Raw genomic sequence first — 25,205 nt, 5'->3', positions numbered from 1 at the left:
GGAGACATAGCAGTTTTTACATTGGTTTATATGGTCAAACCTGGGTAAAGTTTAAGGATTGTTGTCTAGAATTAGTAACCGAATTAATGAGACTCAATCCTAATAAACGAAAGTATTATCAACGAGGTATAAGGGCTAGGTTGCTTATAGAATCTGCATTTTAGCTTATTTCGTCGCCCCCTCAGTGTTAGTAGCCGTAGTCTAGAAAAAAAATTTAGTCCACTTCGGTAGAATTAGTTCCTTTAGCCCAAAGCTTTAGCCTGAGAGCATAGATTCCGGACTTGACGAATTGTGTATATATCGATTGCCAATAATTAGCCTAAAATAAACTGGATTTGTTAGCTAGATTAAGGGAATATCATAGTCTGTTATTCTTTCCTGTTCTGTAGCTTATCTCCCTATCTCCCCATGACCTGATCTGATCACCAAAAATTTTGGGTCTGTTCGCGTAGCGTCGGCTTTGCCGAAGCCCCATCCTTCTAGGACGGTATCTGCTGATTATTAATATATTCTTTGAGGACTTCTATTGAAGCTCCCCCAACAGAAGCGGCAAAGTAGCTAGGACTCCACAGTGCAGCTTTGCCATTGGGTTTAGGATATCCTTTTTGTCCGTACCTACGACTGGATAAACCTTTTAGGCTGTTAACTATTTGAGAAATTGAAATCTTAGGAGGGTATTCGTTCGCGTAGCGTGAGCTTTGCTCAATCAACACGTGTACATGATCAGATTCTCCGTTAAATTCCCTAACTTCAAAATTCATTTTTTTTGCTACTTCTTTGAATGATTTTTCAATAGCCTCAAGGCTTGCCGATGTCAGTATTTTTTTGCGGTATTTAATTACGCATATTAAGTGCATCTGCTTGCTTTATAATACTGTGCCAATATTCCGAAACCCCATTGTCAAATCTTGTAGACTACACTATAATCATAGTACAGACCAATACAGGAGAGGCAAGTGAAAGCCAGGTACCAGTATTGTTTTTATCCAACCAACCAACAGAAGAGCAACCTCGCTAGGTTGTTCGGATGTGTTCGTATTGTGTGGAACGATGCTCTGGCTATTTGTAAACAGTCCGAGAAAACTCCTAAATCAGGGGAGTTGCAGAAGTTGGTGATTACTCAGGCAAAGAAAACCGAAGAAAGAAAATGGTTGTCTGAGGTTTCTGTTGTACCCTTGCAGCAGTCCGTTGCTGACCTGGGAACTGCTTATAAAAACTTTTTTGATTCTTGTAAGGGGAAGCGAAAAGGTCGTAAAGTTAGACCTCCAAGGTTTAAAAAAAGAACGAATAAACAATCAGCTAGATTAACTCGCAGAGGTTTTTCTATCCAGGGTGACGGTGTGTACTTGGCGAAGATTGGAATAGTTAAGCCTATATGGTCTAGAGCGTTGCCATCAGATCCAAGTTCGGTCACCATTATCAAGGATTGTGCGAATAATTATTTTTTGAGTTTTGTTGTGGATATTGAGCCTGTTCAGGTTGAAGCCAAGAATCCCAGTATTGGAATCGATCTAGGTATCAAGACATTTGCTGTAATGAGCGACGGGAGAGAAGTCCATAGCCCTGACTACTCAAAGCTTGATTGAGCAAAGCTCACGCTACGCGATCGCAAATTAATAAAAGCTCAAAAGAAGTTTGCTAAACAGCCCAAGGGGTCAAATCGCAGAGAAGTAACTCGGTTAAGAATAGCTAAGATAAACAACGAAATAGCTAACAAAAGAAAAGATTTCCTGCACAAGCTATCAACCAAGACTGTTGTCGAGAACCAAGCAATAGTCCTGGAAGACCTAAACGTATCAGGGATGATCAAGAATCGAAAGTTAGCTAGAGCTATAAGCCAGCAGGGATGGGCTGAGTTTAGAACTCTTTGCGAGGCTAAATCAGACAAATATGGAAGGGACTTCAGGGTCATCAGTCGCTGGGAACCCACTAGCCAAGTTTGTTCTGATTGTGGGTTCAAATGGGGAAAACTCGACTTGTCTGTGCGTTCGGTACTTTGTTTGAACTGCGGTACAGAACAAGACAGAGATATTAACGCTGCAAAAAACATAGAAAAGGTCGGCATGGGGCATCGGCACGACCGTAAATGGGCAAGGAGGGATGGTAAGACTGTTGAGACCGTAGGTCACGCGGGGCGCGTTCGACAGCACAACCCGATGATCTGTCAAGAATCACCGCTCTTCAAGGGCGGTGAGTATGTCAATTTGACCAAGAACTCCGATTCTACTGCTGTCAATCTCAGGAATACTCCGCATCCATTCCAATGCCATCCGAGCATCATCTACCAAGTCAAATAGTCGAGTAGTATTAAAATTTCCTTCGCTTTGACCACATCCTCGCTTATCATATCTAAATGTCGCTATCCCGATTTCCTCCAAAATTCTAGCTTCATCCCGGAACAGGTTTCGCTCTGGTAATGGTGTAGGAAACCAATCGGTTTTTGAATTATCTAGATTTCCTTCTCTTGTCTGAGGAAAAGACCCTCCAATAAATAGGCAAGCGGAGGGGTTTTCCACTCCTTCTGGTAGGGTAAGTGTTCCATAAATCTTTGCACCCTTGGATTCAAATAATTCTTGTCTTTCCATTTTTAAAAAATCCTGATCACTCTAATTATCATTATTGGTAGCATAAATCAAGTAAATTGATAGTAAGCATTCAGCTATCAGCATTCAGCTATCAGCTATCAGCTTTTTAATAAAACAGGTAAGCATTCGTTTAATCTGTGTTAAGTCTACTGACGGCTGACCGCTGACCCCTGTGCGCGTAGCGTGCGCGTAGCGCATATGCTTACAATTGATATTAGTCATTTACCGGTCGAATCGGAACTTGAACTTCACTGCGCTTTAGGGCTTCCGGGACAAAGGGAGAATCATAGAAAAAGCGACGGGGTGTACCAGCGACGGTATACTCAGAGTGTTGGGCTAACCATTCCTTTAACTGTTCAATACTTTGTTGGTAGCTGACATAACTATAACTACCTTTCATCCCAAGGCTGACTACTGTCATCGGTGGTATGTCTTCTACCTGAATATTCCCTTCAATCTGCTCAGGAGTTATATTACGGCGGTGGTATAGAAATGATACATAGGCAACACCAAGCTGAGCAAGGGAACTTTCCTGACTAGTTTCTAGGGTACTGATCGGATAACGAGTCTCTACCGGAGCAGTCATGGAAATATCGTTAGAGCTAATATGGCGGTACAGGGAGCTAAAAGCACGATTAGCTGCCTCAGACAGTTCCCCAGAGTAGGGTACTGTGGCAGCGCGATAGGCAGGGTAGTGTTTGATTTCGATTTTGCCAGCTGGGGTAGGAGGTGGAAACCCTTCCGGTAGGGGAGCAGAGGCAGCACTGAACACTCTCCATCCCAGTAAGACAATTGCCAGTAAGCCTACAGGCAACAAAAATTTGGATAGCTTCATCAGGGAGCGAAATTAACTAACAGTGGAAGACTACGCCTTGTTTAGCAAGTTCAAGATCATTATAGTTATAAGAAGAAGGAAAAATTACGAATAACAAAAAGCGACTTGAGCATAAACCAACTAACTAACCGGACTTGATCAGCATTTCCAAATAGATAAGGAAACCAAATCCTGATTTCGGATAACACCAAAAAATCATCGGATTGTCTTGATGCAGTCGCTTTTTTGATCAATACTAGTTTCACATCTCCTTTTAAAAGCCTATAACTAATGAATTACTGGTTGATGAAGTCGGAACCACAAGTCTATAGCATCACTGATCTGGAAAAAGAAGGGAAAACAATTTGGGATGGGGTTCGTAATTACCAAGCTCGAAACTTTCTGCGTGAAATGAAGGAGGGAGACTTGGCTTTTTTTTACCATTCCAATACAAAACCCCCTGGAATTGTGGGCTTAATGGAAATTATTAAAAGTGAAGTAGTTGACCCGACTCAATTTGACCAAACTAGCCGTTACTATGATCCAAAATCAAGTGTTGAATCTCCGCGCTGGCATACTGTGCTAGTGCAATTTGTCGAGGTTTTTACCCATTTTCTAGAGCTTTCAACCCTTAAACAGGAATTTAGCGACCAAGAGCTATGGGTTACTAGACGTGGAAATCGCCTCTCGGTCATGCCAGTTTCTCAGGCAGTAGCTCATAAAATTATAGGTATCACTAAAGCTACAAACCCAAGTCAAAGGTAATATTTCAGGCCGATGAATGCATGAGCAAGTTGTCACGAGCAGTAAAATGGCGACGACGTCTACGACTTTGGGGGTTATTAACTCTAGCACTGTTCTTGTGTGGCTGGCTGCTAATTAATACTCTAAGATTGAACGCAGCCGCATCAGCACCCGTGGATACGTTCTTTGTCCTAGGGGGGAGTATTCGTCGAGAAATCCATGTTGCTGAATTAGCCAAACAGTACCCAGACAAGCGAATTCTGATTTCTCATGGATCCCCAGATCCCTGCATTTGGCTAATTTTTCAGCGGGAGATGGCATCTTCAGAACAGGTTTGGTTAGAAAAGTGTGCCAATTCTACCTTTGGTAACTTTTTCTTTAGTATCCCAATTTTCCGGCGGTGGGGTGTTCGTAGGGTTAAGTTAATTACCTCTGGCACCCATCTATCACGGGCTCAGTGGATGGCGCAAATTCTTCTGGGAGCTCATGGGATTTGGGTAGAGACAGATTTGGTGCCAGAGAAAGGTATTCCTGGTAATTTAGAATCCCCTCTCAAAACTGGGCTAGACATTGCTCGCAGCTTGGTTTGGGCGCTGCTGTCTCAAGTCATCCAACCCCGATGCTCTGATCTAATCCAGCTCACGGATGTAGACATGAATGCTTGGCGTGAGTCGGGTTTCAAGTGTGAGCGTCAGGGGGGAATTTCCTCAGGTGCGACCCGTGGCGAATTTAATCCTTAATGGTAAGAGCGCATCTAGGGCGATTTGACCTCTACTGTCAGGGGTGCAAACCAAAAGCAACAATCCCCGTCTCTGAGCGAGCGGGGAGTGTCAATTAACCCAAAGGTTCAACTGAGCCATTATTTGACTATGCGCTTCCAGGGAGCAAAGCCATTTTCAACACCCTTAAGACTAGCAGCTAAGCTGGGGTAATGTCGGAGCAGAACACTTATGAAAGTGTTCTTGTCAATCCAGTCGAGACCAAATTGAGTATAGATTTCGGCAGTGTAATCCTTGGTAAAAAAGCGATCGCTTTTCAGTCGTCGGGATGCCATCAGAATGAATATCCGAAAGGCGGTATCGCTGAAACCAAATCCCTTGGGAGGATTTTCTGCGAACATACCTATCATTAGGTCTACACTATCGATATCATTGTTGTAAACCTCCCGCAATTCTTTCGCCCATTCTGGCTTCTCAGTGATTTCCTCGAAGGATTTAACTCGATCGCGACCAATTAGTTCCCGGAACTGGTTGTAGCGGGGAACCCCTCGCTCCCGATCTCGCAGGATATCTACAGCAGCTAAGTCAAATACTTCACCGTTGTCCCTCACTAGCTGCTGCAATTTCTTTGGATAATTGTAAAGGGTGACAGCACCTGGGTGGGTGATTCCAAAGGAGTAGAATAAATCAGCTATATCTACCTGTTCTAGAATGGCACGTGAGCGCTTGCCAGACACTTCAAAAAAGTCTTTTGTCAGCAGCTCTTTACCGTCTTTAACCGAGTAAAACTGGAATTCATCGGGGATGAGGGGATGCATCCGATACACAGAAACGAATTCTTCGGTGAGGTAGTAGGGAGCAGTATGGTGGTCAGTAGATGAGCCAACAATGCCGCTGACTACTTCATTGTCCCCAATACGCCCAAAGCGATTTTTGAATTCCTGACCCAACATCCCCCACCAATTCGCTCTCATGGCAACTTGCAAGGCGGGATGTCCCAGGATGCCCGGAGTCCATTCCACAGTATGAATTTTAGCTAGCAAGGCAGCATTAATCAGTCGAGCGTGGTCGAACAGGTCATCATCTGTCCAGTCAGGGTATTGTTTTTTCAGATGATCACAGATAGTGTTGTGCTCTTTGACGAACAGGATATGCAACATGCTTAGTCCTATCCACCAGTTATCGTCAAAGCCCACAATATCGATTCCGTTCTCTGGGTTGACAGGTAACAAACCGTCATCACCAATAATCATCTTACCATCGACATGGCTACGCACCTTATCGATAGTTTCCTGATAACTGCCATAGATTTGGGAAGCATCCCACCAGTGAGTTTCTCTGTTGATAAAGGTTGGGGGATTGTTGGTATCGTCTTCAGAACGAGTAGGGTCTTTTGGGGTTTTTTCGATTTCCAGAGGTCGATGCTCTTCGGGCCAGGGGTCATCCTGTTCCAGAGGAATCTCGATTTTTTCCTGGGACTCATTATAACCATGAGAAAACCAATCGTGGGTCTGGAATTGAATCCAGGCTGCAGCTGTTAGGTTTAAGGTAGAAGCTGGTACAAATTCATCCCGCGTCAATAACTTCCGACTGATCGTACGAGGATTGGGATTGAGTAAATTCTTTTCGTCCGGGTAGGCGTGTTTCAGGGGTACATTGCGTCCAAAGCGGGTGCCAGCCATCCCCATTTTGGGATCATTGGGGTCATTAAATGAACCATCCGCTGTACGAATTTTAAGATGGCGACCATCAGGACTAGGAGTCGGTTCAGGGGGCTCCCCTTTTGTGGGTAATTGGGAGGTATCGTGGAGGTTTTCTTCCCGCATATTATCGCGGAATTTATTTAATTTGAACAGGGCTAGAGGAGTAGGAAACTTATGCCAAGGTTTCTTTGTCATTGTGCTAATTCCTTTAGTTTTTATTACCGAGGGATTTAGTGTTTTAGATTGGGAGTGTCAGGAATGATCGTCAGAGATTACTAATCACTCCTAAGCCTAGGTGAATCAGACTGGGAATGATCTTAATTCACCGTTGTCTAGCTCTTTCTATTTCTCAGTTTTTTTATGTTCATCATAACTCATTAATTTATAAATTAAAGAGGATTGACTAATAAATCTAGTGTTGTATAATTGTATGGGATTGACAGTACCCATCTCGGGTACTCTTTGCTGCTCAGTTCACTGTCAATTAATTTCACAAGCCGTCAAGGGTTAACAAATTGGATATCCTGTTCTTGGAAGTACGCTGGTAGAGGGTCTCGGGAGAGTGCATTGGTTTTGGATGTAAGCTGCTGCTGGTCTAGGAGAATTGCGATCGCACTCTTACACACAAACAGGATCAAATCCCTTCCGGGGCAAGTACGAGACCCTCTCAGAAACAAATTGGAGTAAGTCGAATTCTCCTGATTGCTCAGGTCTAGCCACCGTTGAGGTACAAACGAATCCGTGGATGGGTCTAAAGATTTTTCCCGTTGCATGATTGGGAAAAAGTGCAGAATTTCCATGTCTGGCGGAATACGGGTGTTATTATACTTGTCGCCAGCTGTTGTAATGTGAAAGGTTCTGGTCACTGGAGGGAACAAACGACCAGTTTCCAATAAACAAGCTTCTAAATAGCTGAGTTTAGCAATGGTTGAGGCTTGCTCCAAGGAACCCGCTTCCTTGATTTCCTGTCGGACCCCTTCAAGCACCTCTGGTCTAGAAGTAATCATAGTCAGGGTTCTCGCCAGCAAGTCAGTCCCTGAACCAGTAAAAGTAAACATCCAGTGGGGGATTTGTTGCAGGAGTTCTTCTTCCGTTGTGTAGGGCTTTATGCCATGAGCCATAGACAACAGGCATGGCTTTTCAGACGCTTCGCTGCCTTCCCAAAGCTGCTCAAGAGTTTCATAAAATTTTTCTAAACGCTTAGTTTCAAACCTTCCCAATAGAATCCGCTTAATCGGATTTCCGACCATTGAGAATAACACCTGTATATCCTTGATCAACCGGTCAGGAGCAACATTTTCCCCAAACACAATGCCAAGCATTGCCTGACCCATACATTCCCGGATATCCTCAATCTTGGATACTGGCTTTGAAAAAGCACGATGTACCTGTTGGAGGAAAGCCTGTTGATACTGGTGCTGGCAACCTGTGCCAAGCACTCCCTCGTTATAAGGTCTCAGGCGCTGCCACTGCTGATCATGGCTGATAGTGAGGGCGTTGGGGGCAAGGAAAGACATACCATCCTTCTTGAGATTCCCTTCGATATAGCCTTGGTTGTCCGGTGGGTCTTGTAAAATGTGGTCTGATAAGTCACGCCCAGATACTAGCAAGACTTTCTTGAGAAGAAAGTTTAGAATGACATTTTTACTACCATAGCGTTTGATTACATCATCAATCCAAGCCCCTAATACTTTTTCAAGGTCGAAACCACGGGGGTTACGGATAAAGCCACTGGCTAGATTACCCAGAAGCCGTAACAAGTCGATTACATTGGTAGAAGGGTAGGTTTTCATTATTCATTGCTCATTGTTTTGTTGACAAATCTTACTTGAGGCTTTCCAGTAGACTTATCCATTGCTTCTATTTTCCTTAAGGCTATCAGCAGGTGCGACCCGTGGCGAATTTAATTACGGGTCAAGCGCACCTATTAAGCTAGAATTTATCAATCCACTGCCTGATCACAACTAGTGGCTGCTTTCTTGCATGTTTCTGACCACTTGGGTTACTAGATTTCGGGGCATAAATCTTATACTCAGGGCAAGCAACTGATTTTTGAGACCAGGGACAACAACAGTTCTATTTTTCATCAGACCAAGATAGCCAATCCTAGCAACAGTTTCAGCATTCATAATCTTTTGTCCACTAACCAGCTTAGAATCTTCCATGTTTGCCCGAGCTTGAAAACCCGATTCTGTTGGTCCTGGACACAGAGTAGTTACCGTCACCCCTGAACCCTTTAATTCATTGGCAATTGCCTCAGAAAAGGATAAGACATAGGATTTCGTCGCATAATATACTGCCATCAACGGACCAGGCTGAAACGCTGCTGTGGAGGCGATATTTAAAATTTTTCCATACTGTTGTTGCACCATAGCTGGCAGAAATAATTTGGTCAAATGGGTCAGGGCTATGATGTTTAGCTGCATCATGGCTAGTTCAGTAGCCAGGTCTGTTTCAGCAAAAGCTCCATAGGTAGCAAATCCAGCGTTGTTGACTAGTGCATCAACCTTGGTACTTTCCTCTTGCAGCTGCTCAAAGATCTCCGTTGCAGCTCCTGGTACTGACAAATCCTTCGGAATAACCCTGACAAATGTCCCAAATTTTTCCCTAAAATCCTCGGCCAGTTGAGATAGTTTCGACTCACTTCTGGCGACTAACACTAACTTGTAGCCATCGCGAGCAAATAACTTGGTAAATTCATAACCAATTCCACTGGATGCCCCAGTAATCAGAGCCGTTTTGGGACGATCATTTCCCTGATTTTTTAGATTCATTTGAGGTGTATTTTTACAAAAATTAACCCAGAAAATTTGGAAAAATTATTTCAATAGCTTTTCCAAAGGAGTTGGAAACAAGGATGATAGTTTTTTGTCATTCCCAAAAATCCCTATATCCTTGATTAGCCCTTGCTTTTTGAATCTTGCATTTTGCCTTTCCCTAAGGGATTATGTTTACAACTCAAATGTAAATGCTATGTAGGTTATAGTTATCCACTAGTAATTGTAACTTAAATTACATTTTAAGCAGATCACCAGATCCTAGGGCAATGAAAAATCAAACCAATGAACCAAGCAAAGGGACTATAGTTGAGGTATAGCATACTTTTGAGAAATTTAGGGAGAATGGAGACCCTAGCTGAAGTAGGTGGTTCAGTTGCCAAAAATATCTCTATTGCCTTGATAGTTATCCTCACAGGGAGCTTTTCCAAAACCAGATTGTTGTTAAAAAACTTAATAATCATGAAATATCAATGGTCGTTAAGTCATAATGGAAAGTGTTGGACATTATAGTTTTTCGAGGAGAGACTTAACAACATCCAACTGGGGAGCAAGATTTTGTCAGGACTTACCCAAGATTGGCCAACAAACGCCCTTATACAAATTTGTGATAGTTCAATGACTCCTCCCCGAACCCAAAGCAAGGGGATGGGGTCACAGGGGATAGTCACTGACAGTAATTTATTCCTAACCTAGCGACAGCGTATAGCAGAGAATCGGGCATCAGACCAAATAAGCGTCACAACATAGAAAGGAAAAAAGACAAATGACACCCTTATTGTTAGTTAATCTCAATAAGAGCCTTAAAAAGTTCTCCTAAAAAAATATTCGGCCAGCATCTGGAATGCTAGGCATTGAGCTTGTAGCTTGCTTTATTCCGACAAAGCCAAGATTCAACCCGCATCAAATGGAAAATGACACCCTTATTGTTAGTGACTCTCAATAAGAGCATTAAATAGTTTTCGTAAAAAAATATTCGGCCAACATCTGGAATGCTAGGCATTGAGCTTGTAGCTTGCTTTATTCCGACAAAAGCCAAGATTCAACCCGCATCAAATGGAAAAGGATATAATTTTTGAACCTTTGGAGTTCCGAAACTTGACCCTAAAGAATCGGATATTTCGTTCTAATATCTCTGGTCGATTTGACAACTATGATGGTTCCGGTAACCAGGCACGGATTAATTGGGAAGAGAAATTTGCCCGAGGCGGCGTCGGTGCAATCGTCTCTTCCTTTACACCCGTCCAAATCCGAGGACGAATTTTACCTAACTATGCCACGATTGACCGGGATGATCGAATTCCTTTCTGGCGCAAGGTGGGCGAGAAAGTTCATGAATATGACTGTAAGTTTTTGATGCAACTGAGCCACTCTGGTCGCCAGCGGGATGTTGGTGGTGTGGAGAATTTGTATAATAAGGGTCTGAGTTCAACCAGTGAAACTGAGTCATTTCATGGGCTGGAGTGTCAGGCAATGACACGCAAGGAAATCAAGGAAATGATTCAGGCGTTCGCTGATGGTGCCAGACGAGCTCGTGAGGCAGGACTTGATGGCGTAGAACTGCACAGTGCCAATGGCTATCTGATTACCCAATTTCTGAGTTCAGGCATCAACGACCGCAAGGATGAGTATGGCGGTTCTCTGGAAAATCGAGCTCGTTTCTTGCTGGAGATTATCCAGGCAATACGCAAAGAGGTAGGAAACGATTTTCACCTCCAGGCAAAAATCAGTGCAGTGGAATACAACGATGCTGTGATTCCTTGGGACAAGCCTGGGAATACCCTGGAAGACTCTATCCAAATCTGCAAGTGGGTGGAGGAAGCTGGAGCAGATGCGCTTCATATATCCACTGGAAGCTTATTTCCCCACCCCTTGAACCCACCCGGTGAGTTTCCCCAGGACGAAGCATTTCGATGGTACGAGATCATGCTCGGAAGCGGTATCTATACCTTCCGCAATTACTTACTGTTCCGGTATCGATTCTTATTTCCCATCTTCTTGTTCTTGTGGAACCGAGTTTACAGAAAGGGTTCGACTCAGCCGATTATCGGCAAAGATGTACAGGATAAAGCCTTGGACGACTCCTTCCGGGAGTTTGTATCAAGTCAAACCATGCAAGAACTCCTAGATAAATACCAAGGTATTAGCATCAGTGATGCTAGGGAAATCAAAAAGCATGTGAATATCCCAGTCATCTGCACGGGAGGTTTTCAGCAAGCATCCTACATCCGTGAGGCGATTAGTGAAGGATTCTGTGATGCAGTTAGTATCGCCCGTCCTCTGGTTGCTAATAATGACCTAGTCCAGCAGTTTCAGCAAGGAAAAGACCTGCCAGACCGACCCTGCACCTACTGCAACAGGTGCTTGTTCAATGCCCTACAAAACCCTCTAGGCTGCTACGATGTGCGCCGATACAATGACGACCACGACAAAATGATTAAACAGGTCATGACTGTATTTGATCCACCGCCATTCTCGTAATTCTTGATTATTTTTATTAATAATGAAGAATAAAAACCTCTTATAAGAAATAGAAATGTTTCTTTACATCTTATAGAGAAAGCGATAGAGAATGGGATAGAGAATGCGATCGCTTTCCTCGAACGCTTTTTTCTATAGGAGTTAGTATGTTACGGTAAATAGGTTGAGGGGGCACGGCTGTGTACCCCTACAAATGGCGTTTATTTTTGGATACAAGGGTAATTCGTGATCTACTAAATACTTAGCACTGAACACTAACGCACTATTTTATAGATTACAGGTAAGAAATTGATGAGTGAATCAGAAAACCCAACCCTAATCAAGGGTGCTTTAAAAAGCTTAAAGCGGTTTTGGCTTCTTATTATCGGAGTTGTACTGGTCATCACCCTAGTGATAGCTTGGCCGTTGATATCCAACTCCCCAGTTAGATATGCAGATATTAACGACCACTTTAAGTATGGTTCCATCGGCAGCGAGCCAGTGAATGGAGTTCCCTACTGGATCTGGAAAGTACTGCCAGCAATTTTCCCAGATAAGCTACCCGGAGAGGGTTATGCTTCATTAGGCTTTATCTATGAACCAGGACAAGACAGACCCATCGGCTTTTCAAAGCGTCGGATGTTCGTTGACCGTGTTGGTTTAAATTGTGCAGTCTGCCATGCTGGTACAGTGCGAGATACCCGCGATAGTACACCCCGGGTAATCACCACCATGCCTTCCAATACGGTCGATCTATCGGGCTACATCAAGTTAATCTCCGAAGTAGCATTTGATCCACGATTCAACGCTGACCGGATTTTGGCAGAGATTGCAGCCCAAGGGGAAAAGTTCAACCCGATCCAGAAATTGATTTATCGCTACCTGGTTATTCCCCAGACTCGGGATGCTTTAATCGCTCAGGGTAGCCTACTCGCCTTTTTAAATAACCAAACAGCTGCTGATCGCGGTCCTGGGCGGGTGGATACTTTTAATCCCTATAAATCCCTGCAATTTCGCTTCCCGATGGATCAGTTAGACCCTGATGAACTGATTGGTGGTGCAGATTTTCCCTCCATCTGGAATCAGAAGCCTCGTGAGGGTTTGCAGTTGCACTGGGATGGTGATAACGATTCGGTGGATGAGCGGAACCTGAGCGCTGCTTTAGGTGCAGGGGTGACACCAACCACCGTAGATTTGGATGGGATTCAACGGGTTGCTGATTGGCTGTGGGAATTACCAGCCCCGCCCTATCCCTATGAGATTAACCAGAATTTGGCAGCAGTGGGTAAGCCAATTTATGAAAACAACTGCGCCAGCTGCCATGCTTTTGGTGGTTCAAAGGTTGGCAAGGTAACACCTATTGAAGAAATTGGTACAGACCGATATCGCCTGGATTCCTACACCTATGAACTGCTTTCTAATCAAAATACCCTCTTTGTTGGCACACCAAGGCGTTTCAAACATTTCCGCAAGACCAATGGCTATGCCAATGTGCCCCTAGATGGAATTTGGCTACGAGCTCCCTATTTACACAATGGTTCAGTACCAACTCTCAGAGATTTGTTGGAAACCCCCGAAAACCGACCCAAAGAATTCTATCGCGGTGATGATGTTTTCGATCAGGAAAAAGTTGGTTTTGTTTCCGATGTAGCCGAGGATAATACCAAGGAATTCTTTAAGATTGATACAGAAATTCCTGGCAATTTCAAGAGTGGTCACCTGTATGGAACTGACCTATCTCCAGAAGCAAAAGATGCCTTAGTGGAGTACATGAAGACCCTTTAATAAGGGATAACTGGACACAAGTTTTGACAAACAAAATTTTTGACAACAAATAGATTCAACAAAGAGGTTCAATGAACGCTTACGCTAAATGGTTTGGTCGTGTGGTATGGCTTGGCATCATTATCAATGTGGTGTTTTTTGTCATTCCATTATTGTTCTTCCCAGAAGTCATGCTTTCGTTATTAAAAATGCAAATCCCAGTGCCGATTATCTGGGTACGTGCTGCAGGATTGCTGTTGCTGGAAATCAGTATTTTATACATTCCTGGTGGCATTGATCCCTATCGCTATAAAGCAACAGCTTGGATGTCGATATTGGTCACACGAGGTGGTGGAGCTACGTTTTTTATAACCGCTGTCTTGTTATTTGGTCAAGATCTAGGATTTCTGAGTATCGCTTTGGTTGACCTTTTCTTCGCAGTTATCCAAGGAATTATATTATTCCTTGCCCTGCAAACTGGACAACCCCTTATTTCAAAAATAGCCAAGGGATTCTCCTAACTTTTCGGGAATAGTAATACTTATCACCTAGCACTGCACTCACCACTATCTAGCAGTAGGGAGAAAAATAACGTTATGGAAATGGTGAAAACGAAATTAGGTAAATTAATAACAATCATTGTTATTAGTATTTTTTTGCTGGCTGGAGTTGTAGCCTATGTGGGATGGTACAACCTATTTCGAGAAGACCCCAATCCTCCCACCTATTACGATTATGAGTCGCCAGAAGAACACTTCAAGTATGGTTCCATTGGCACAGAAAAGGCTGAAGGTGTACCGTATTTAATTTGGCTGGTGCTTCCCAGGATATTTCCTGACAAACTCCCAGGACCGGGGGGTTATACGTCTTTGGGAATTACCTGGGAAGAGGGGAAAGAATTGCCCATTGGCTTTTCTAAAAAAACTATTGGTTTTCCCCGTCAGGGCATAACTTGTGCTTCCTGTCATACGGCTACATTTCGCGAAAATCCTAAAGATAAACCTACCATTATTTTAGGAGGACCTTCAAGTAAGTTTGATTCTCAAGGCTACCTCCGATTTCTGCAAGCTTGTGCCAATGATCCACGATTTACAGCGGACTATATTCTTGGAGAAATCGGATACAATTATGAACTTTCTTGGTTTGATAAACTACTTTATCGCTATGTAATTATTCCTCAGACCAGGAAATCAATTCCGAAACTTCTCGAAGGATATGCTTGGATGGATTCCCGTCCTGACTGGGGACCTGGTCGGATCTCTCCGTTCAACCCTGGCAAGTTTCGATACTTAGAGCAACCTCTAGATGATTCTGTTGACAACTCCGACATGATGTCGATTTGGAATCAAAAGATGCATGAAGGCTTTGCCTATCATTGGGATGGCTTAGAAACGTCACTGACGGAAACCATCCAGACTGGGGCAATCGGTGATGGTGCTACTAGGAAATCGATTAATATCGAAGGTTTAAAGCGGGTGGAAGATTATATTACTGAATTACCTCCTCCCCTATATCCTTTTGAGATTAATCAGACATTGGCAGCAAAAGGTAGTGAGATTTTTACCAATACCTGTGCATCCTGCCATGCTTTTGGTGGAGAACGGATAGGAACTGTTATTCCTATCGATGAGATTGGTACTGACCGCAACCGCTTAGATATGTGGACTCAGGAAGCAGCTGATGCTTATAATGAATACGCTGAAGGCTATGAATGGGACTTTGACTACCTGCGTAAGACTAATGGTTATGTGGCAGTAGCCCTTGATGGACTTTGGCTAAGAGCTCCTTATCTCCATAATGGTTCGGTTCCTAACCTAACAAACTTACTGGAAACTCCTGAGAACCGGACGAAGGTATTTTACCGGGGCTACGATGTCTATGATCCCGAAAAAGTTGGCTTTGTCTCGGAGGGAGAAAAAGCTGAGAAGCAGGGTTTCAGATACGATACTAGCCTTATAGCTAACGGTAACCAAGGACATCTCTATGGCACTGATTTACCTGAACAGGATAAGAAAGCCTTGATTGAGTATCTCAAAACTCTGTGATATCCTTGACTTTCTAGATCACTAGCATATGGGGGAGTTTATCTGCCCCATATGCTGCAATTCAACTAATCGCTTTTAGTGAAATCTTTGACTTTCAGTTAAACGAGAGTAGCTTTTTAGCAATTATCAAAATAACCAAACTTTTTTTGGCTAACCCTACAAGCTAAAAACTGGTATTTTATTTTTTTATACTCTCTTAAATAATTCAATTCTCAGTAATTTGATTTAAGCGATCGCAAATCCCTCTTAGTTCGGTTTGACTACACACTGGATCTCGTGGTGCTGGCAATTCTGTATTGGGCCATGTGGGTAAATCAAAACAGGGACAACAGTTTGGTGGTATCCCAGCACTTTTAATGGGTACAGGCATATCACAACGGGAACAAGGAAGTATATCCCACTTGGGTGTTAATAACTCCGCAATTGTTTCATCAGTTCCTTCCAGGTAACAATCACCAGTCTCTGGTGAAATAGCTAGCTGCCAAATCGTTTCAAATTCTTGGCTGTAGTGCTTGCCATTTGTAAGTGATTGTGGCTGCATAGCTAAAAAACCATTGCGCATCACAACTTTTTTGCCTAACTGGAACCAGTAGGTGAGATAACGTTTGACTTGTGATTCAGATGCCATGGCTTTGTTGGTAATTAGTTGTTATTAGTTAGTTTTAACCCGTTGAATAAACAACTGAGCTAGGAAGCTTCTTCCCCACTGCCGGTATCTTTCCCCTCTTGCCATGGATTGGATTAGGTTTGAGGTGATTCGCCAACATTACCATTATCCGGTAATGGTTGACCCAGAGTACTGAGATTAAGCACATGACCGCCGGTGACTAAGTAGACTGGGTTAGCCAAGTGCCCCAAATAACGCACCACATTTCCGAGGCGATCGCGAAACGCCCTACCCATAGGATATGCTGGAACTACTCCCCAGCCAGCCTCTTCTGCAACAAAAATTACAGAACCTTTAACCTTGGTCAAACTATTCCATAAGTTTTGTAACGTTTGCTGCCAAACGGTATCATTCTGTTCTAAGCAATTGGCAACCCAGGTTCCTAGAGAATCTACTAACAGGCAGTGATTGATGTCAGAATAGTTGGTAATTGTTCCTGCCAAGTCCAGTGGTACCAAAAGGGTTGTCCAGGAACTGGGGCGTCGCTGCTGATGTTTTTCAATCCGGGCCAGCCACTCTGGATCATCCGGGTTGGTTGTGGCAGTAGCAACGTATATTACCGATTTCCCAGTCTGCATCGCCAGGGTTTCTGCCCACTCGCTTTTGCCAGACCTGGATGGTCCGGTGACTAAAATTAAATTACTGGTAAATTTGATACTGGTAAATTTAGTAGTATTCAAGGCTATTGGGAGTTATCTTCGCGCTTGCGCCTAAATTAACAGAGCTTATTGTTGAGAATAATGGCCATCTTAGCCCTTGAGATCAACTATATTTCCTCACATCAGTCTTCATGAAATCAAAATTGCGACGGATCGAGACAACACTAAATCAGTTAGCAAAAGCTAGTGCCACTGATTCATCACAACCATCCCCAGCTGTGGCTGATCAAACTAATCAGCAACAAGCAGGTGTAGTCAGTCGTAGAACTAAAAAGGAACCTTCTTTCTCGATGGCAGTACAACCGTTTCCGACTCGCCAGGATGAACAGAAGATACCGACTCTGCCTAGATTAAAATACCCTAAACTGGGAAACCATCGCCATGGTGCTAACCCAGCTTTGGCCATGAATCTGTTGCAAGACATTGAGGGAATTGTTCTGGGTTGGCAGCAGGAACTGCACAAAATCCTCCGGCAAATTCAAGACCTATACCTAGAAGGACCAATTGTTGATGGCTGGTTAGAGTCTCAAGCGAGTCAACCCCAAGATGCTATGGGGACCGTAAGACTAGCCAATGGTGACCGGATGATGGACTATGTGGATGAAGGGGTTGAGGTATCGAATACTAATGTTACGTATCAATCTCCTCGTACTGGTTACCGTCTTTGTGGCTTGGATGAGCAGGGTCAATCTTGGTCAAGGTCTTGTCCAGCGGATCAGGTTCCCAGTGTGAGCATGGCAATCGCTCGTTATCAAAAATTGCGACAACTATTGATTCGGAAAAAATACCTCGAAGATCGCCTTAGCCAACTAGCAGAAACATTAACTGTGATGCACTCTCAGCTGAATAGACCTTAATCAAAGCTGCTGATGGGAGTCTCAATTTTTGCGATTGACCTTGGCCAAAAGGTCACGTTACGCGAATGGTCACGCTTTAGGCAAAGCCCGACGCTGCTTGAGGTGCGATTGACCGTAGGTCACGCTACGCGATCGCACTCACTTAGAGCCAATAGTTTGGGAGCTAAAAGCTAGGTGGAATCTCTCTAACAAAGCCCAAATGAGGTTCGATGCGGCCTGTAGTCATGCTCACCCAAGCTAGTCCTTCGGAAGTTCCGATCCACAACTTGTTACCAGTATTAGGAGCTAATGCCAAAATACGACTAGAGGGTAGCTCGCCTAGTTTAGCCAACACTTCTCCACTGTCTCGTTTAATTTTAAATAAGCCATTATCCGTACCAACCCAAACATTACCATCTAAATCAAACTGCACAGCAGTGACATTACGTCCTCTTAGGGGAGTTACAGACCTGAACACTTCGTAAGTGTCTGGGTTAATCACCAGTAAACTATTAGGAGTGCCAGCCCATAGCATTCCCTCCGGTCCTCGGGTCAAGGTTTGCACGGTGTTTCCTGGTAAATCCTTGATGCGAGCAATCACAAAAGCACTAGCAGTATCCACTCGCACTAGCCCTTCTAGAGTGCCCACCCACAGCTGACCCTCTTCATCTAGAGTCAGAGCATTGGCACTGACACCGGGTAATTTTTGTAATGTTGTCATCAACAATCCCTGGTCAGGGCTAATCAGAGCCAGACCGCGATCGCTTCCTACCCAAAGATAGCCACGAGTGTCAATCAACAAGGACAACACATTATTAGAAGGTAAGGTATAGTTTTGGGCATTAATTTCATTATTACGGGGGTCTATACGCAATAGTCCTTCATAGGTTCCTACCCAAATCCGCCCTACCCGGTCTTGAGTTATAGCACCAACAGTGTAATTGGGGAGACTTAGACGAGTGCGGATTTTTCCACTATTGGGGTCAATTCTAGTTAATCCTAGCCAAGAGCCCACCCAAAGCTCACCCGTAAAATCTGGTTGCAAAGCAGACACCCGAAAATCTGCTGGCAGGGGCTGGGTTTCTTGCCTGAGGCGTTGATCAGGTAAAGGTCTAGTTGGCGGCGGAGGGTTTCCCCCGGAGGTGGGGGGGGATACCTCTTGATTTACCGAGTTAGTGGATAACTGTGTCTGAGCGTAAGCTGTTGAAAAATATGATAAATAGTTGTTTGGCTCACTGTCTGGGATTGAGAGAGGTAAGATTTGCCCCAGCAGTGTAGCACTGACTACCAGAGCGATACGGTTAGTTAAGCATGCCATTATTTTCAGCATCTTGATTAAGTCTTTTGTTGATCAGGAATTACTGTCACAAGCCCCGCTGCCAAACCTAGTCAAGCCCTTAATAATAAGTCAATTTGCTCGGTTTTGTGACAAGACTGTGATAAATATTTACATTTCGTCACCTTATAAGAGGAGCTGATACATTCCTAAAGAATATTTGAGGTTTAAGTGATCCCATTACCTGCTATATTTCAAAATGATTAAGAAATTCTGAATTACCTTAGCGACTTGACTGACTAGCAACCGTTTACCAATCAGCGGAGCGGTCGGGTTAGTAAGTAAAGCTACAGGTAATCCCCAACATTAGCCACAAACAGGTGATTGTGGAATCGGTGTTGTGCCCTTCTTCAGGCTTAGACAACAAGCCTAGATGGGTTGTTTGTTCTCTTAGCTAGGAGCAACACACAACACTAAGAAAAGAAAATCTATTCTAGCGATAGCAACATTCAGTAGTTCCTAAGGAAGCAACGCATGTCTTACTCATCAACCAGTACTCAGACAAAAGCTGGCTACGATGCCGGTGTAAAAGACTATAAATTAACCTATTATACGCCAGATTATACTCCAAAAGATACGGATATTTTGGCAGCGTTTCGCGTAACACCGCAGCCTGGTGTACCTCCGGAAGAAGCCGGTGCAGCGGTTGCAGCTGAGTCTTCTACGGGTACCTGGACAACAGTTTGGACTGACTTGCTGACTGACCTAGACCGTTACAAAGGTCGTTGCTACGACATCGAACCAGTACGTGGGGAAGACAACCAGTTCATCTGCTTTATTGCCTACCCACTGGATCTGTTTGAAGAAGGCTCAGTCACCAACATGCTGACCTCCATCGTGGGTAACGTATTTGGTTTCAAAGCTCTGCGAGCACTGCGCTTAGAAGACTTGCGGATTCCCATTGCTTACCTCAAGACCTTCCAAGGACCTCCCCACGGAATTGTTGTAGAGCGGGACAAGCTGAATAAGTATGGTCGTCCTTTGCTTGGTTGTACCATTAAGCCCAAGCTAGGTCTATCCGCTAAGAACTACGGTCGTGCAGTATATGAGTGCTTGCGCGGTGGTCTGGACTTCACCAAAGACGACGAAAACATTAACTCCCAGCCCTTCATGCGCTGGCGCGATCGCTTCCTGTTCGTAGCAGAAGCAATCCACAAATCCCAAGCTGAAACTGGCGAAATCAAAGGTCACTACCTCAACGTCACTGCTCCCACCTGTGAGGAGATGATGAAGCGGGCTGAGTTTGCTAAGTCCCTGGACATGCCCATCATCATGCACGACTACCTCACTGGTGGCTTTACCGCCAACACCACTCTGGCTCGTTGGTGCCGTGATAATGGGGTTCTGCTGCACATCCACCGCGCTATGCACGCTGTGATTGACCGTCAGAAACACCACGGTATGCACTTCCGCGTCTTGGCTAAGTGCTTACGCATGTCCGGTGGTGACCACCTCCACTCCGGTACTGTAGTCGGTAAGCTTGAAGGTGAGAAAGGTATCACCATGGGCTTCGTTGACCTGATGCGGGAAGACCACATTGAGCAAGACCGCGAACGGGGTATTTACTTCACTCAAGACTGGGCTTCCATGCCTGGTGTAATGCCAGTAGCTTCTGGTGGTATTCACGTTTGGCACATGCCTGCGCTAGTGGAAATCTTTGGTGATGATTCCTGCCTACAATTCGGTGGTGGTACTCTAGGTCACCCATGGGGTAATGCTCCTGGTGCTACTGCAAACCGGGTAGCTCTAGAAGCTTGTATCCAAGCTCGTAACGAAGGTCGTAACCTGATGCGTGAAGGTGGTGACATTATCCGGGAAGCTGCTAAGTGGAGTCCTGAGTTGGCAGTTGCTTGCGAACTGTGGAAGGAAATCAAGTTCGAGTTCGAGGCAATGGATACCGTCTGATGCAGTTTGAGGTGTGAAGTTTGAAGTATGAAACGTCATACTTTAGACTTCATAACTTTTTCTAAAAGACTGGGTTCAACCATGGATTTAAAACGAGTTGCGAAAGATACAGCCAAGGTGCTGGCTAGCTATATGACCTATCAAGCACTGCGGACAGTGGTAAACCAGTTAAGAGAAACCGACCCTCCCCGAGCGCTTTGGCTACAGTCTTTTTCCTCACAACAAAGTATCCAAGATGGAGACGCTTATCTTGAGGAATTACTGCGGGCTAAACCTGAATTAGCGTTGCGGATTATGACTGTGCGGCAACATATCGCAGACGAAGTGGCCGAGTTCTTACCTGAAATGGTTTGCACCAGTATCCAGCAGTCGAATATAGAACATCGGCGTCAGCATCTTGAACGCATCACGCAATTCACTATTCCAGATAACCCAACTAATTCTGAGCAGAAAACTGATTCGGACACCTAATTGGTTCAACCGATGAAGTGATCTACTATCCCCCAAATTTCATACCTATACTTCAACAGAGAATCAAACAAAGAATCAAAATCTATGAAAACATTACCAAAAGAGCGTCGTTACGAAACCCTTTCCTACTTACCCCCCCTGAGTGACGCTCAGATTATGCGGCAAGTGGAGTACATCTTAGCGGAAGGTTACATCCCTGCGATTGAGTTCAACGAAAGCTCTGAACCAGAGACTTACTACTGGACATTATGGAAACTGCCTTTGTTCAAGGCTACCTCACCTAAAGATGTGCTAGCGGAAGTGGATGAGTGTCGCTCTGAATACCGCGAGTGCTATATCCGAGTTGTAGGTTTTGATAACGTTAAGCAGTGCCAAGTTCTCAGCTTCATCATTCACAAGCCCAATGACGGTGTTAGCCGCAGCCGTTACTACTAAAGGCTAAGGCATTGATGCTTGCCTGAAATATTATTATTAGCCCCCCGAGCTTGATCGGGGGGCTGTTTCATTCTTGACCCTAAAATTCAGGGGTGAGGGAGCCAAATCCCGTTCTGGTTAGGAAATTGCCGTTTTTTTTACAGGGTTTGATTTTAAAAACGTGATTTCGACAGAGTTAAAAAAGGGCAGGAGGTAATCTACACTCGATAGCAATCCTGGTTGAGTTGAGAACTAAATATTAGATTATGAAATTGATGATATAAGCAAAAATAATTATATCATCAATTTCATAATCTTTTCTAAGTAATGCTTCTATAATTTAGATGCATTTGCCCTAGTTTTTATCCCATTCTTCCAAAGCAGCAATAAAAAAACTAGATGTGGGATGATTGAGGAGTTGTGCCAAAGCTTGAAGGCTTCCTGCTTTTAAGGCACTAAGTATCTTCTGGGACAGTTTTGGGTTGCTTTCAATATGTTCTATGGCTTTAGTTGTAATTTTCAACTTTCCACTAATTGTCTCGGTGGAATATGACTTTTCTAGCTGCTCTAGAAGTTGTTGAATCTCGCTTGCAGCTTCAGCAAGATTCCTTTTCTGTTCTGAATTATTATATGTATTATTAGAAACATTGCTTTTGACATTACCTGATACATTTACTTTGAATTCACCTGATACTATAGGCTCATTAAAATTATTATTACCAGTAATTTTAATCGATTTATCTGCCACCTTTGATCTCCTTAATCCATTGAATATATTGACAATAATCAGAGTGTAATAATTTTTAAAACCTGTTCACAATATCCGCATCAAAATTACCTGAGACTACAGGAGCACCAATATCTCCTTGAATTTCTATAGATTTATCAGACATGTCCAAAGTTTCAAAGTTAAAAGTAATATCTTTTGGTTCATTGCTATTCATCACATCAGACAAAGTCCAAATAACTTTTTCAAGAAATTCCTTATCCCTACTTACTAAAATTTTCTTCAGGCCATTATTTGTATAAATAGTCATTCCATATTTTTTTATTTTTTTATTTATAGTTTTATTAGAGTCATAAATTAACCAAGCTCCAATAGCTATAACTACAATTATGTTTGAAGAAAATCCATACAATACAGTAGCCAAAGCTATTATCATTATAATAAATAAAACAATAGAATTCTTGTGCATTGGCTGTTTATATGTAGCAGTATAGCTCAAATCAACTAATCCGATACTTGCAATATTATCAATTTTGTAAACAACATTTCCAAAGATTAACGTTTTACCTCTAATCTTTAAAAAAGATGTTTCAATTTCCGTTGGCTCACTAACGTTATCTGGCAGATTTTTACTCAGCATACTTTTTTAAGTTAACTCCAAATTATGCCTTGATAAAGATTACTGGTGTTGCTAGATTTAAGTTTTAAAAGGTGCATCTCATTTTTGCTGTTTGACCCGGTCGGTGGAACCGGCATCTTGCCGGTTACAATCGGACGCACTGTCCTAACACTGGCTACCGAGAAAATGAGGGCGAACTCGTCTTATCACGCACCACTAGCAACATTTAGGTGCGACCCGTGGAGAATTTAATTATTAATGGGTCAAGCGCACCATTACAAATGTGAGATGCACCAAGTTTTAAATGCCTACTAGAGCTGGCATTAATCTGATTTTTGGTTTAGGTTATGAATTGGAATTTATTTCTGAGTAAGGGTTTTCTAATGTAGATGCATTTACCCTGTCTTGATGCAGTCGCTCATGGGGAGGGGCTGTGTGCGGAACCTGCGTCCGCACCTTGTAAGCCCCGTGGAAACCACGGCAGTCGCTCATGGGGGAGACCACGGCAGTTGCTCATGGGGGGAACCCCCAAGACCGCACTGCCTCCCCAAGACCGCGCTGCCTCCCCAAGACCACGCTGCATCGCTTCTGGAACTTTGAGATGCTCGCAACTTGATCGGAACTTGAAAAACACAAGGATTCTAGTATTTAGAAACCATAGGTTTTAACTTTGGCGGTAATAAATTTCAATCAAGACCTTTTATAGAATATGAGATCTCACCTTAGCTTGGCAGTACCCTTAAGGGTACTTTTTCTGAGCTGATCCTATGATATAATTAAATATTTTTCATACTGATGCATAAAACTCCTGAAAGTATTACTAAGAAAGACATCTCAGTAAAATAGAGCTGACAAGCAGGGGGGTGACATGGTACGACTCAAATTTCCCGTCAACCCCGTACTCGATAGTCAACTGTATACTCAACGGAGCCAATGGATTACCCCCAAAATAAACCCAGGGCTGTTTCATTCTCGATTGTTCGATTCGCTGAACCGACCAAAATGAAACAGCCCTGAGGGTGGTGGCATAATAACAATGGCAATTAATAATCAAAAATTGCCCGTTTTGTAGTGAGTAATAACGTAAGCATATGCGCTACGCGCACGCTGCGCGAACAGCCGTCAGCCGTCAGCCAAAGGCTCACGCTACGCGAACAGCTTAAAATAAACCCAGCGTAGCGTGCCCATCGCGCAAACGGTCAAATTAAGCGCACCCGATTAGCGCTAATCGGGTGCATGTCAGTTTTGTTAATCCCTGATTCAGATCCCCCATTATCCCCCTTAATAAGGGGGACTTTTCAATCTAATTCCCCCCTTTTTTAAGGGGGGTTAGGGGGGATCTATCTACCTAATTACAAAGTTGACATGCTCCCCGCTAATCGCTGATAGCTTACCTAATTACTAATTATCAGCTTCACAGGACTTAATCAGTTTATTGAAATCTTCAGGAGGTTCTGCACCACCAGTAATTTCTAGACCAATACTTAGAAACTCTTCATAGGGGTATTTTTCTTGAATTTTATCAATGGTACACTGACAAAAAGCCTGAGCCTCTGAGCCCTTAGTGCCAACACATTGCCCCATGTAAAAATTTACAAACTCTGGTGTATAGCCAATCTCAGCGTTTTGGAGGATAGTCTCAGCTTCTTCAGGGATAGTCAATGGTTTTTGAGGAATAGTCTCAGCCTCTTCAGGAATAGTCAATGGTTTTTGAGGAATAGTCTCAGCCTCTTCAGGAATAGTTTCAGTTTCTTGGGAATAACCCACCGTTGGGCTGATGAGAGCAAACAAACAGGCACTGATAATTGATAGCTGGTATCGTTTGATGTTCATGCTTTTAACCTCTACAGAAATTAGCCCATTCGGACTATTTTAACAATTGCACACTATTAGGTTTCCCATCTTTTCCCTGAAAGAAACATTAGGCAAAAATATTGCATGCAAAAGGCAAAACAGCTCA

24 protein-coding genes and 2 pseudogenes are annotated in these 25,205 nt (G+C 43.6%); 14 read left to right on the top strand and 12 right to left on the bottom strand.

All coding sequences use genetic code 11. The features are described from left to right. Nucleotides 1-164 (top strand): annotated as a pseudogene (locus F6K46_RS09045) (IS4 family transposase); the annotation flags it as partial. A gap of 315 nt (nt 165-479) precedes the next feature. Here F6K46_RS09045 and tnpA read toward each other — a convergent pair. Continuing rightward, nucleotides 480-857, bottom strand: a complete 378-nt coding sequence (gene tnpA / locus F6K46_RS09040) for an IS200/IS605 family transposase (RefSeq protein ID WP_293051470.1) — start codon at nt 855-857, stop codon at nt 480-482. A gap of 99 nt (nt 858-956) precedes the next feature. On the opposite strand from tnpA, the pseudogene F6K46_RS09035 reads away from it, so the two are divergent. Continuing rightward, nucleotides 957-1,997 (top strand): annotated as a pseudogene (locus F6K46_RS09035) (transposase); the annotation flags it as partial. Nucleotides 1,998-2,171: 174 nt separating this feature from the next. Here the strand turns inward: F6K46_RS09035 and F6K46_RS09030 are convergent. Next, a complete protein-coding gene (locus tag F6K46_RS09030; RefSeq protein ID WP_293051467.1) occupies nt 2,172-2,585 on the bottom strand; it encodes a hypothetical protein in 414 nt (137 codons plus the stop codon). Between the two features lie 214 nt (nt 2,586-2,799). Continuing rightward, complete coding sequence (locus tag F6K46_RS09025; protein ID WP_293051464.1) at nt 2,800-3,420, bottom strand: heme-binding protein; 621 nt, start codon at nt 3,418-3,420, stop codon at nt 2,800-2,802. A gap of 270 nt (nt 3,421-3,690) precedes the next feature. Here F6K46_RS09025 and F6K46_RS09020 point away from each other — a divergent pair, with 270 nt between their 5' ends. Both F6K46_RS09020 and F6K46_RS09015 read left to right on the top strand, forming a co-directional pair. Continuing rightward, a complete protein-coding gene (locus F6K46_RS09020; RefSeq protein WP_293051461.1) occupies nt 3,691-4,164 on the top strand; it encodes an EVE domain-containing protein in 474 nt (157 codons plus the stop codon). A gap of 20 nt (nt 4,165-4,184) precedes the next feature. Next, nucleotides 4,185-4,883 carry a YdcF family protein gene (locus tag F6K46_RS09015; RefSeq protein WP_293051458.1) on the top strand — a complete coding sequence of 233 codons (699 nt, stop codon included), beginning with the start codon at nt 4,185-4,187 and terminating at the stop codon, nt 4,881-4,883. Between the two features lie 119 nt (nt 4,884-5,002). Here F6K46_RS09015 and F6K46_RS09010 read toward each other — a convergent pair whose 3' ends face one another. The 3 genes from F6K46_RS09010 to F6K46_RS09000 all read right to left on the bottom strand — a co-directional run bounded on the left by F6K46_RS09010 (nt 5,003) and on the right by F6K46_RS09000 (nt 9,339). Continuing rightward, nucleotides 5,003-6,760: a peroxidase family protein gene (locus F6K46_RS09010; RefSeq protein ID WP_293051455.1), complete on the bottom strand. Its 1,758-nt coding sequence runs from the start codon at nt 6,758-6,760 to the stop codon at nt 5,003-5,005. 305 nt (nt 6,761-7,065) lie between these two features. Next, entirely contained in the window at nt 7,066-8,358 is a 1,293-nt protein-coding gene (locus tag F6K46_RS09005) for a cytochrome P450 (protein WP_293051452.1), read from the bottom strand. Between the two features lie 171 nt (nt 8,359-8,529). Continuing rightward, a complete protein-coding gene (locus tag F6K46_RS09000; protein WP_293051450.1) occupies nt 8,530-9,339 on the bottom strand; it encodes an SDR family oxidoreductase in 810 nt (269 codons plus the stop codon). 1,059 nt (nt 9,340-10,398) lie between these two features. On the opposite strand from F6K46_RS09000, the gene F6K46_RS08995 reads away from it, so the two are divergent. The 4 genes from F6K46_RS08995 (at nt 10,399) to F6K46_RS08980 (ending at nt 15,611) form a co-directional block, all read left to right on the top strand. Next, nucleotides 10,399-11,823 (top strand): NADH:flavin oxidoreductase, encoded by a 1,425-nt coding sequence (locus F6K46_RS08995; RefSeq protein ID WP_293051448.1) that lies wholly within the window; start codon nt 10,399-10,401, stop codon nt 11,821-11,823. A 291-nt stretch (nt 11,824-12,114) separates the two neighbouring features. Further along, the gene (locus F6K46_RS08990; protein WP_293051445.1) at nt 12,115-13,587 is read left to right on the top strand and encodes a cytochrome c; all 1,473 of its coding nucleotides are present in this window, start codon (nt 12,115-12,117) and stop codon (nt 13,585-13,587) included. Between the two features lie 71 nt (nt 13,588-13,658). Further along, nucleotides 13,659-14,087, top strand: coding sequence for a hypothetical protein (locus tag F6K46_RS08985; RefSeq protein ID WP_293051442.1), 429 nt, complete (start codon nt 13,659-13,661; stop codon nt 14,085-14,087). Nucleotides 14,088-14,168: 81 nt separating this feature from the next. Then, nucleotides 14,169-15,611 carry a c-type cytochrome gene (locus F6K46_RS08980; protein ID WP_293116953.1) on the top strand — a complete coding sequence of 481 codons (1,443 nt, stop codon included), beginning with the start codon at nt 14,169-14,171 and terminating at the stop codon, nt 15,609-15,611. Nucleotides 15,612-15,816: 205 nt separating this feature from the next. Here F6K46_RS08980 and F6K46_RS08975 read toward each other — a convergent pair whose 3' ends face one another. Beyond that, nucleotides 15,817-16,239 (bottom strand): hypothetical protein, encoded by a 423-nt coding sequence (locus F6K46_RS08975; RefSeq protein WP_293051436.1) that lies wholly within the window; start codon nt 16,237-16,239, stop codon nt 15,817-15,819. Between the two features lie 113 nt (nt 16,240-16,352). After that, a complete protein-coding gene (gene cobU / locus F6K46_RS08970) occupies nt 16,353-16,958 on the bottom strand; it encodes a bifunctional adenosylcobinamide kinase/adenosylcobinamide-phosphate guanylyltransferase (RefSeq protein WP_293051433.1) in 606 nt (201 codons plus the stop codon). Between the two features lie 110 nt (nt 16,959-17,068). Between cobU and F6K46_RS08965 the strand changes: the two genes are divergently transcribed. Together F6K46_RS08965 and F6K46_RS08960 are read left to right on the top strand one after the other, a co-directional pair. Continuing rightward, the gene (locus F6K46_RS08965) at nt 17,069-17,794 is read left to right on the top strand and encodes a hypothetical protein (RefSeq protein ID WP_293051430.1); all 726 of its coding nucleotides are present in this window, start codon (nt 17,069-17,071) and stop codon (nt 17,792-17,794) included. A 12-nt stretch (nt 17,795-17,806) separates the two neighbouring features. Continuing rightward, entirely contained in the window at nt 17,807-17,968 is a 162-nt protein-coding gene (locus F6K46_RS08960; protein WP_158069761.1) for a hypothetical protein, read from the top strand. On the opposite strand, the gene F6K46_RS08955 is transcribed toward F6K46_RS08960, so the two are convergent. Continuing rightward, nucleotides 17,958-19,103: a two-component regulator propeller domain-containing protein gene (locus F6K46_RS08955; protein ID WP_293116950.1), complete on the bottom strand. Its 1,146-nt coding sequence runs from the start codon at nt 19,101-19,103 to the stop codon at nt 17,958-17,960. The genes F6K46_RS08960 and F6K46_RS08955 overlap by 11 nt on opposite strands. A 480-nt stretch (nt 19,104-19,583) precedes the next feature. Between F6K46_RS08955 and F6K46_RS08950 the strand changes: the two genes are divergently transcribed. The 3 genes from F6K46_RS08950 (at nt 19,584) to F6K46_RS08940 (ending at nt 21,920) form a co-directional block, all read left to right on the top strand. After that, a complete protein-coding gene (locus F6K46_RS08950; RefSeq protein WP_075902873.1) occupies nt 19,584-21,014 on the top strand; it encodes a form I ribulose bisphosphate carboxylase large subunit in 1,431 nt (476 codons plus the stop codon). Between the two features lie 81 nt (nt 21,015-21,095). After that, nucleotides 21,096-21,485 carry a chaperonin family protein RbcX gene (locus F6K46_RS08945; RefSeq protein ID WP_293051483.1) on the top strand — a complete coding sequence of 130 codons (390 nt, stop codon included), beginning with the start codon at nt 21,096-21,098 and terminating at the stop codon, nt 21,483-21,485. A gap of 84 nt (nt 21,486-21,569) precedes the next feature. Beyond that, nucleotides 21,570-21,920 (top strand): ribulose bisphosphate carboxylase small subunit, encoded by a 351-nt coding sequence (locus F6K46_RS08940; protein WP_293051426.1) that lies wholly within the window; start codon nt 21,570-21,572, stop codon nt 21,918-21,920. Nucleotides 21,921-22,254: 334 nt separating this feature from the next. Here F6K46_RS08940 and F6K46_RS08935 read toward each other — a convergent pair whose 3' ends face one another. Further along, entirely contained in the window at nt 22,255-22,647 is a 393-nt protein-coding gene (locus F6K46_RS08935; RefSeq protein WP_293051424.1) for a hypothetical protein, read from the bottom strand. A 55-nt stretch (nt 22,648-22,702) separates the two neighbouring features. Continuing rightward, the gene (locus F6K46_RS08930; protein WP_293051422.1) at nt 22,703-23,266 is read right to left on the bottom strand and encodes a DUF6232 family protein; all 564 of its coding nucleotides are present in this window, start codon (nt 23,264-23,266) and stop codon (nt 22,703-22,705) included. A 387-nt stretch (nt 23,267-23,653) separates the two neighbouring features. Here F6K46_RS08930 and F6K46_RS08925 point away from each other — a divergent pair, with 387 nt between their 5' ends. After that, nucleotides 23,654-23,845: a hypothetical protein gene (locus F6K46_RS08925; RefSeq protein WP_293051419.1), complete on the top strand. Its 192-nt coding sequence runs from the start codon at nt 23,654-23,656 to the stop codon at nt 23,843-23,845. 801 nt (nt 23,846-24,646) lie between these two features. On the opposite strand, the gene F6K46_RS08920 is transcribed toward F6K46_RS08925, so the two are convergent. Then, a complete protein-coding gene (locus F6K46_RS08920; protein WP_293051416.1) occupies nt 24,647-25,078 on the bottom strand; it encodes a hypothetical protein in 432 nt (143 codons plus the stop codon). Between the last annotated feature and the right edge of the window lie 127 nt (nt 25,079-25,205).

Origin of the sequence: Moorena sp. SIO3E8 (genome assembly GCF_010692445.1) — a bacterium.
Taxonomy (GTDB): domain Bacteria; phylum Cyanobacteriota; class Cyanobacteriia; order Cyanobacteriales; family Coleofasciculaceae; genus Moorena; species Moorena bouillonii.
The sequence above is the reverse complement of the archived record's forward strand: the minus strand, read 5'-3'. Positions and strand labels throughout refer to the sequence as shown.

Bases quoted from the DNA above. Each gene is read 5' to 3' on its own strand.
- tnpA (WP_293051470.1), bottom strand. From the start codon at position 857: ATGCACTTAATATGCGTAATTAAATACCGCAAAAAAATACTGACATCG.
- F6K46_RS09030 (WP_293051467.1), bottom strand. From the start codon at position 2,585: ATGGAAAGACAAGAATTATTTGAATCCAAGGGTGCAAAGATTTATGGA.
- F6K46_RS09025 (WP_293051464.1), bottom strand. From the start codon at position 3,420: ATGAAGCTATCCAAATTTTTGTTGCCTGTAGGCTTACTGGCAATTGTC.
- F6K46_RS09020 (WP_293051461.1), top strand. From the start codon at position 3,691: ATGAATTACTGGTTGATGAAGTCGGAACCACAAGTCTATAGCATCACT.
- F6K46_RS09015 (WP_293051458.1), top strand. From the start codon at position 4,185: ATGAGCAAGTTGTCACGAGCAGTAAAATGGCGACGACGTCTACGACTT.
- F6K46_RS09010 (WP_293051455.1), bottom strand. From the start codon at position 6,760: ATGACAAAGAAACCTTGGCATAAGTTTCCTACTCCTCTAGCCCTGTTC.
- F6K46_RS09005 (WP_293051452.1), bottom strand. From the start codon at position 8,358: ATGAAAACCTACCCTTCTACCAATGTAATCGACTTGTTACGGCTTCTG.
- F6K46_RS09000 (WP_293051450.1), bottom strand. From the start codon at position 9,339: ATGAATCTAAAAAATCAGGGAAATGATCGTCCCAAAACGGCTCTGATT.
- F6K46_RS08995 (WP_293051448.1), top strand. From the start codon at position 10,399: ATGGAAAAGGATATAATTTTTGAACCTTTGGAGTTCCGAAACTTGACC.
- F6K46_RS08990 (WP_293051445.1), top strand. From the start codon at position 12,115: ATGAGTGAATCAGAAAACCCAACCCTAATCAAGGGTGCTTTAAAAAGC.
- F6K46_RS08985 (WP_293051442.1), top strand. From the start codon at position 13,659: ATGAACGCTTACGCTAAATGGTTTGGTCGTGTGGTATGGCTTGGCATC.
- F6K46_RS08980 (WP_293116953.1), top strand. From the start codon at position 14,169: ATGGTGAAAACGAAATTAGGTAAATTAATAACAATCATTGTTATTAGT.
- F6K46_RS08975 (WP_293051436.1), bottom strand. From the start codon at position 16,239: ATGGCATCTGAATCACAAGTCAAACGTTATCTCACCTACTGGTTCCAG.
- F6K46_RS08965 (WP_293051430.1), top strand. From the start codon at position 17,069: ATGAAATCAAAATTGCGACGGATCGAGACAACACTAAATCAGTTAGCA.
- F6K46_RS08960 (WP_158069761.1), top strand. From the start codon at position 17,807: ATGGGAGTCTCAATTTTTGCGATTGACCTTGGCCAAAAGGTCACGTTA.
- F6K46_RS08955 (WP_293116950.1), bottom strand. From the start codon at position 19,103: ATGCTGAAAATAATGGCATGCTTAACTAACCGTATCGCTCTGGTAGTC.
- F6K46_RS08950 (WP_075902873.1), top strand. From the start codon at position 19,584: ATGTCTTACTCATCAACCAGTACTCAGACAAAAGCTGGCTACGATGCC.
- F6K46_RS08945 (WP_293051483.1), top strand. From the start codon at position 21,096: ATGGATTTAAAACGAGTTGCGAAAGATACAGCCAAGGTGCTGGCTAGC.
- F6K46_RS08940 (WP_293051426.1), top strand. From the start codon at position 21,570: ATGAAAACATTACCAAAAGAGCGTCGTTACGAAACCCTTTCCTACTTA.
- F6K46_RS08930 (WP_293051422.1), bottom strand. From the start codon at position 23,266: ATGCTGAGTAAAAATCTGCCAGATAACGTTAGTGAGCCAACGGAAATT.
- F6K46_RS08925 (WP_293051419.1), top strand. From the start codon at position 23,654: ATGCAGTCGCTCATGGGGAGGGGCTGTGTGCGGAACCTGCGTCCGCAC.
- F6K46_RS08920 (WP_293051416.1), bottom strand. From the start codon at position 25,078: ATGAACATCAAACGATACCAGCTATCAATTATCAGTGCCTGTTTGTTT.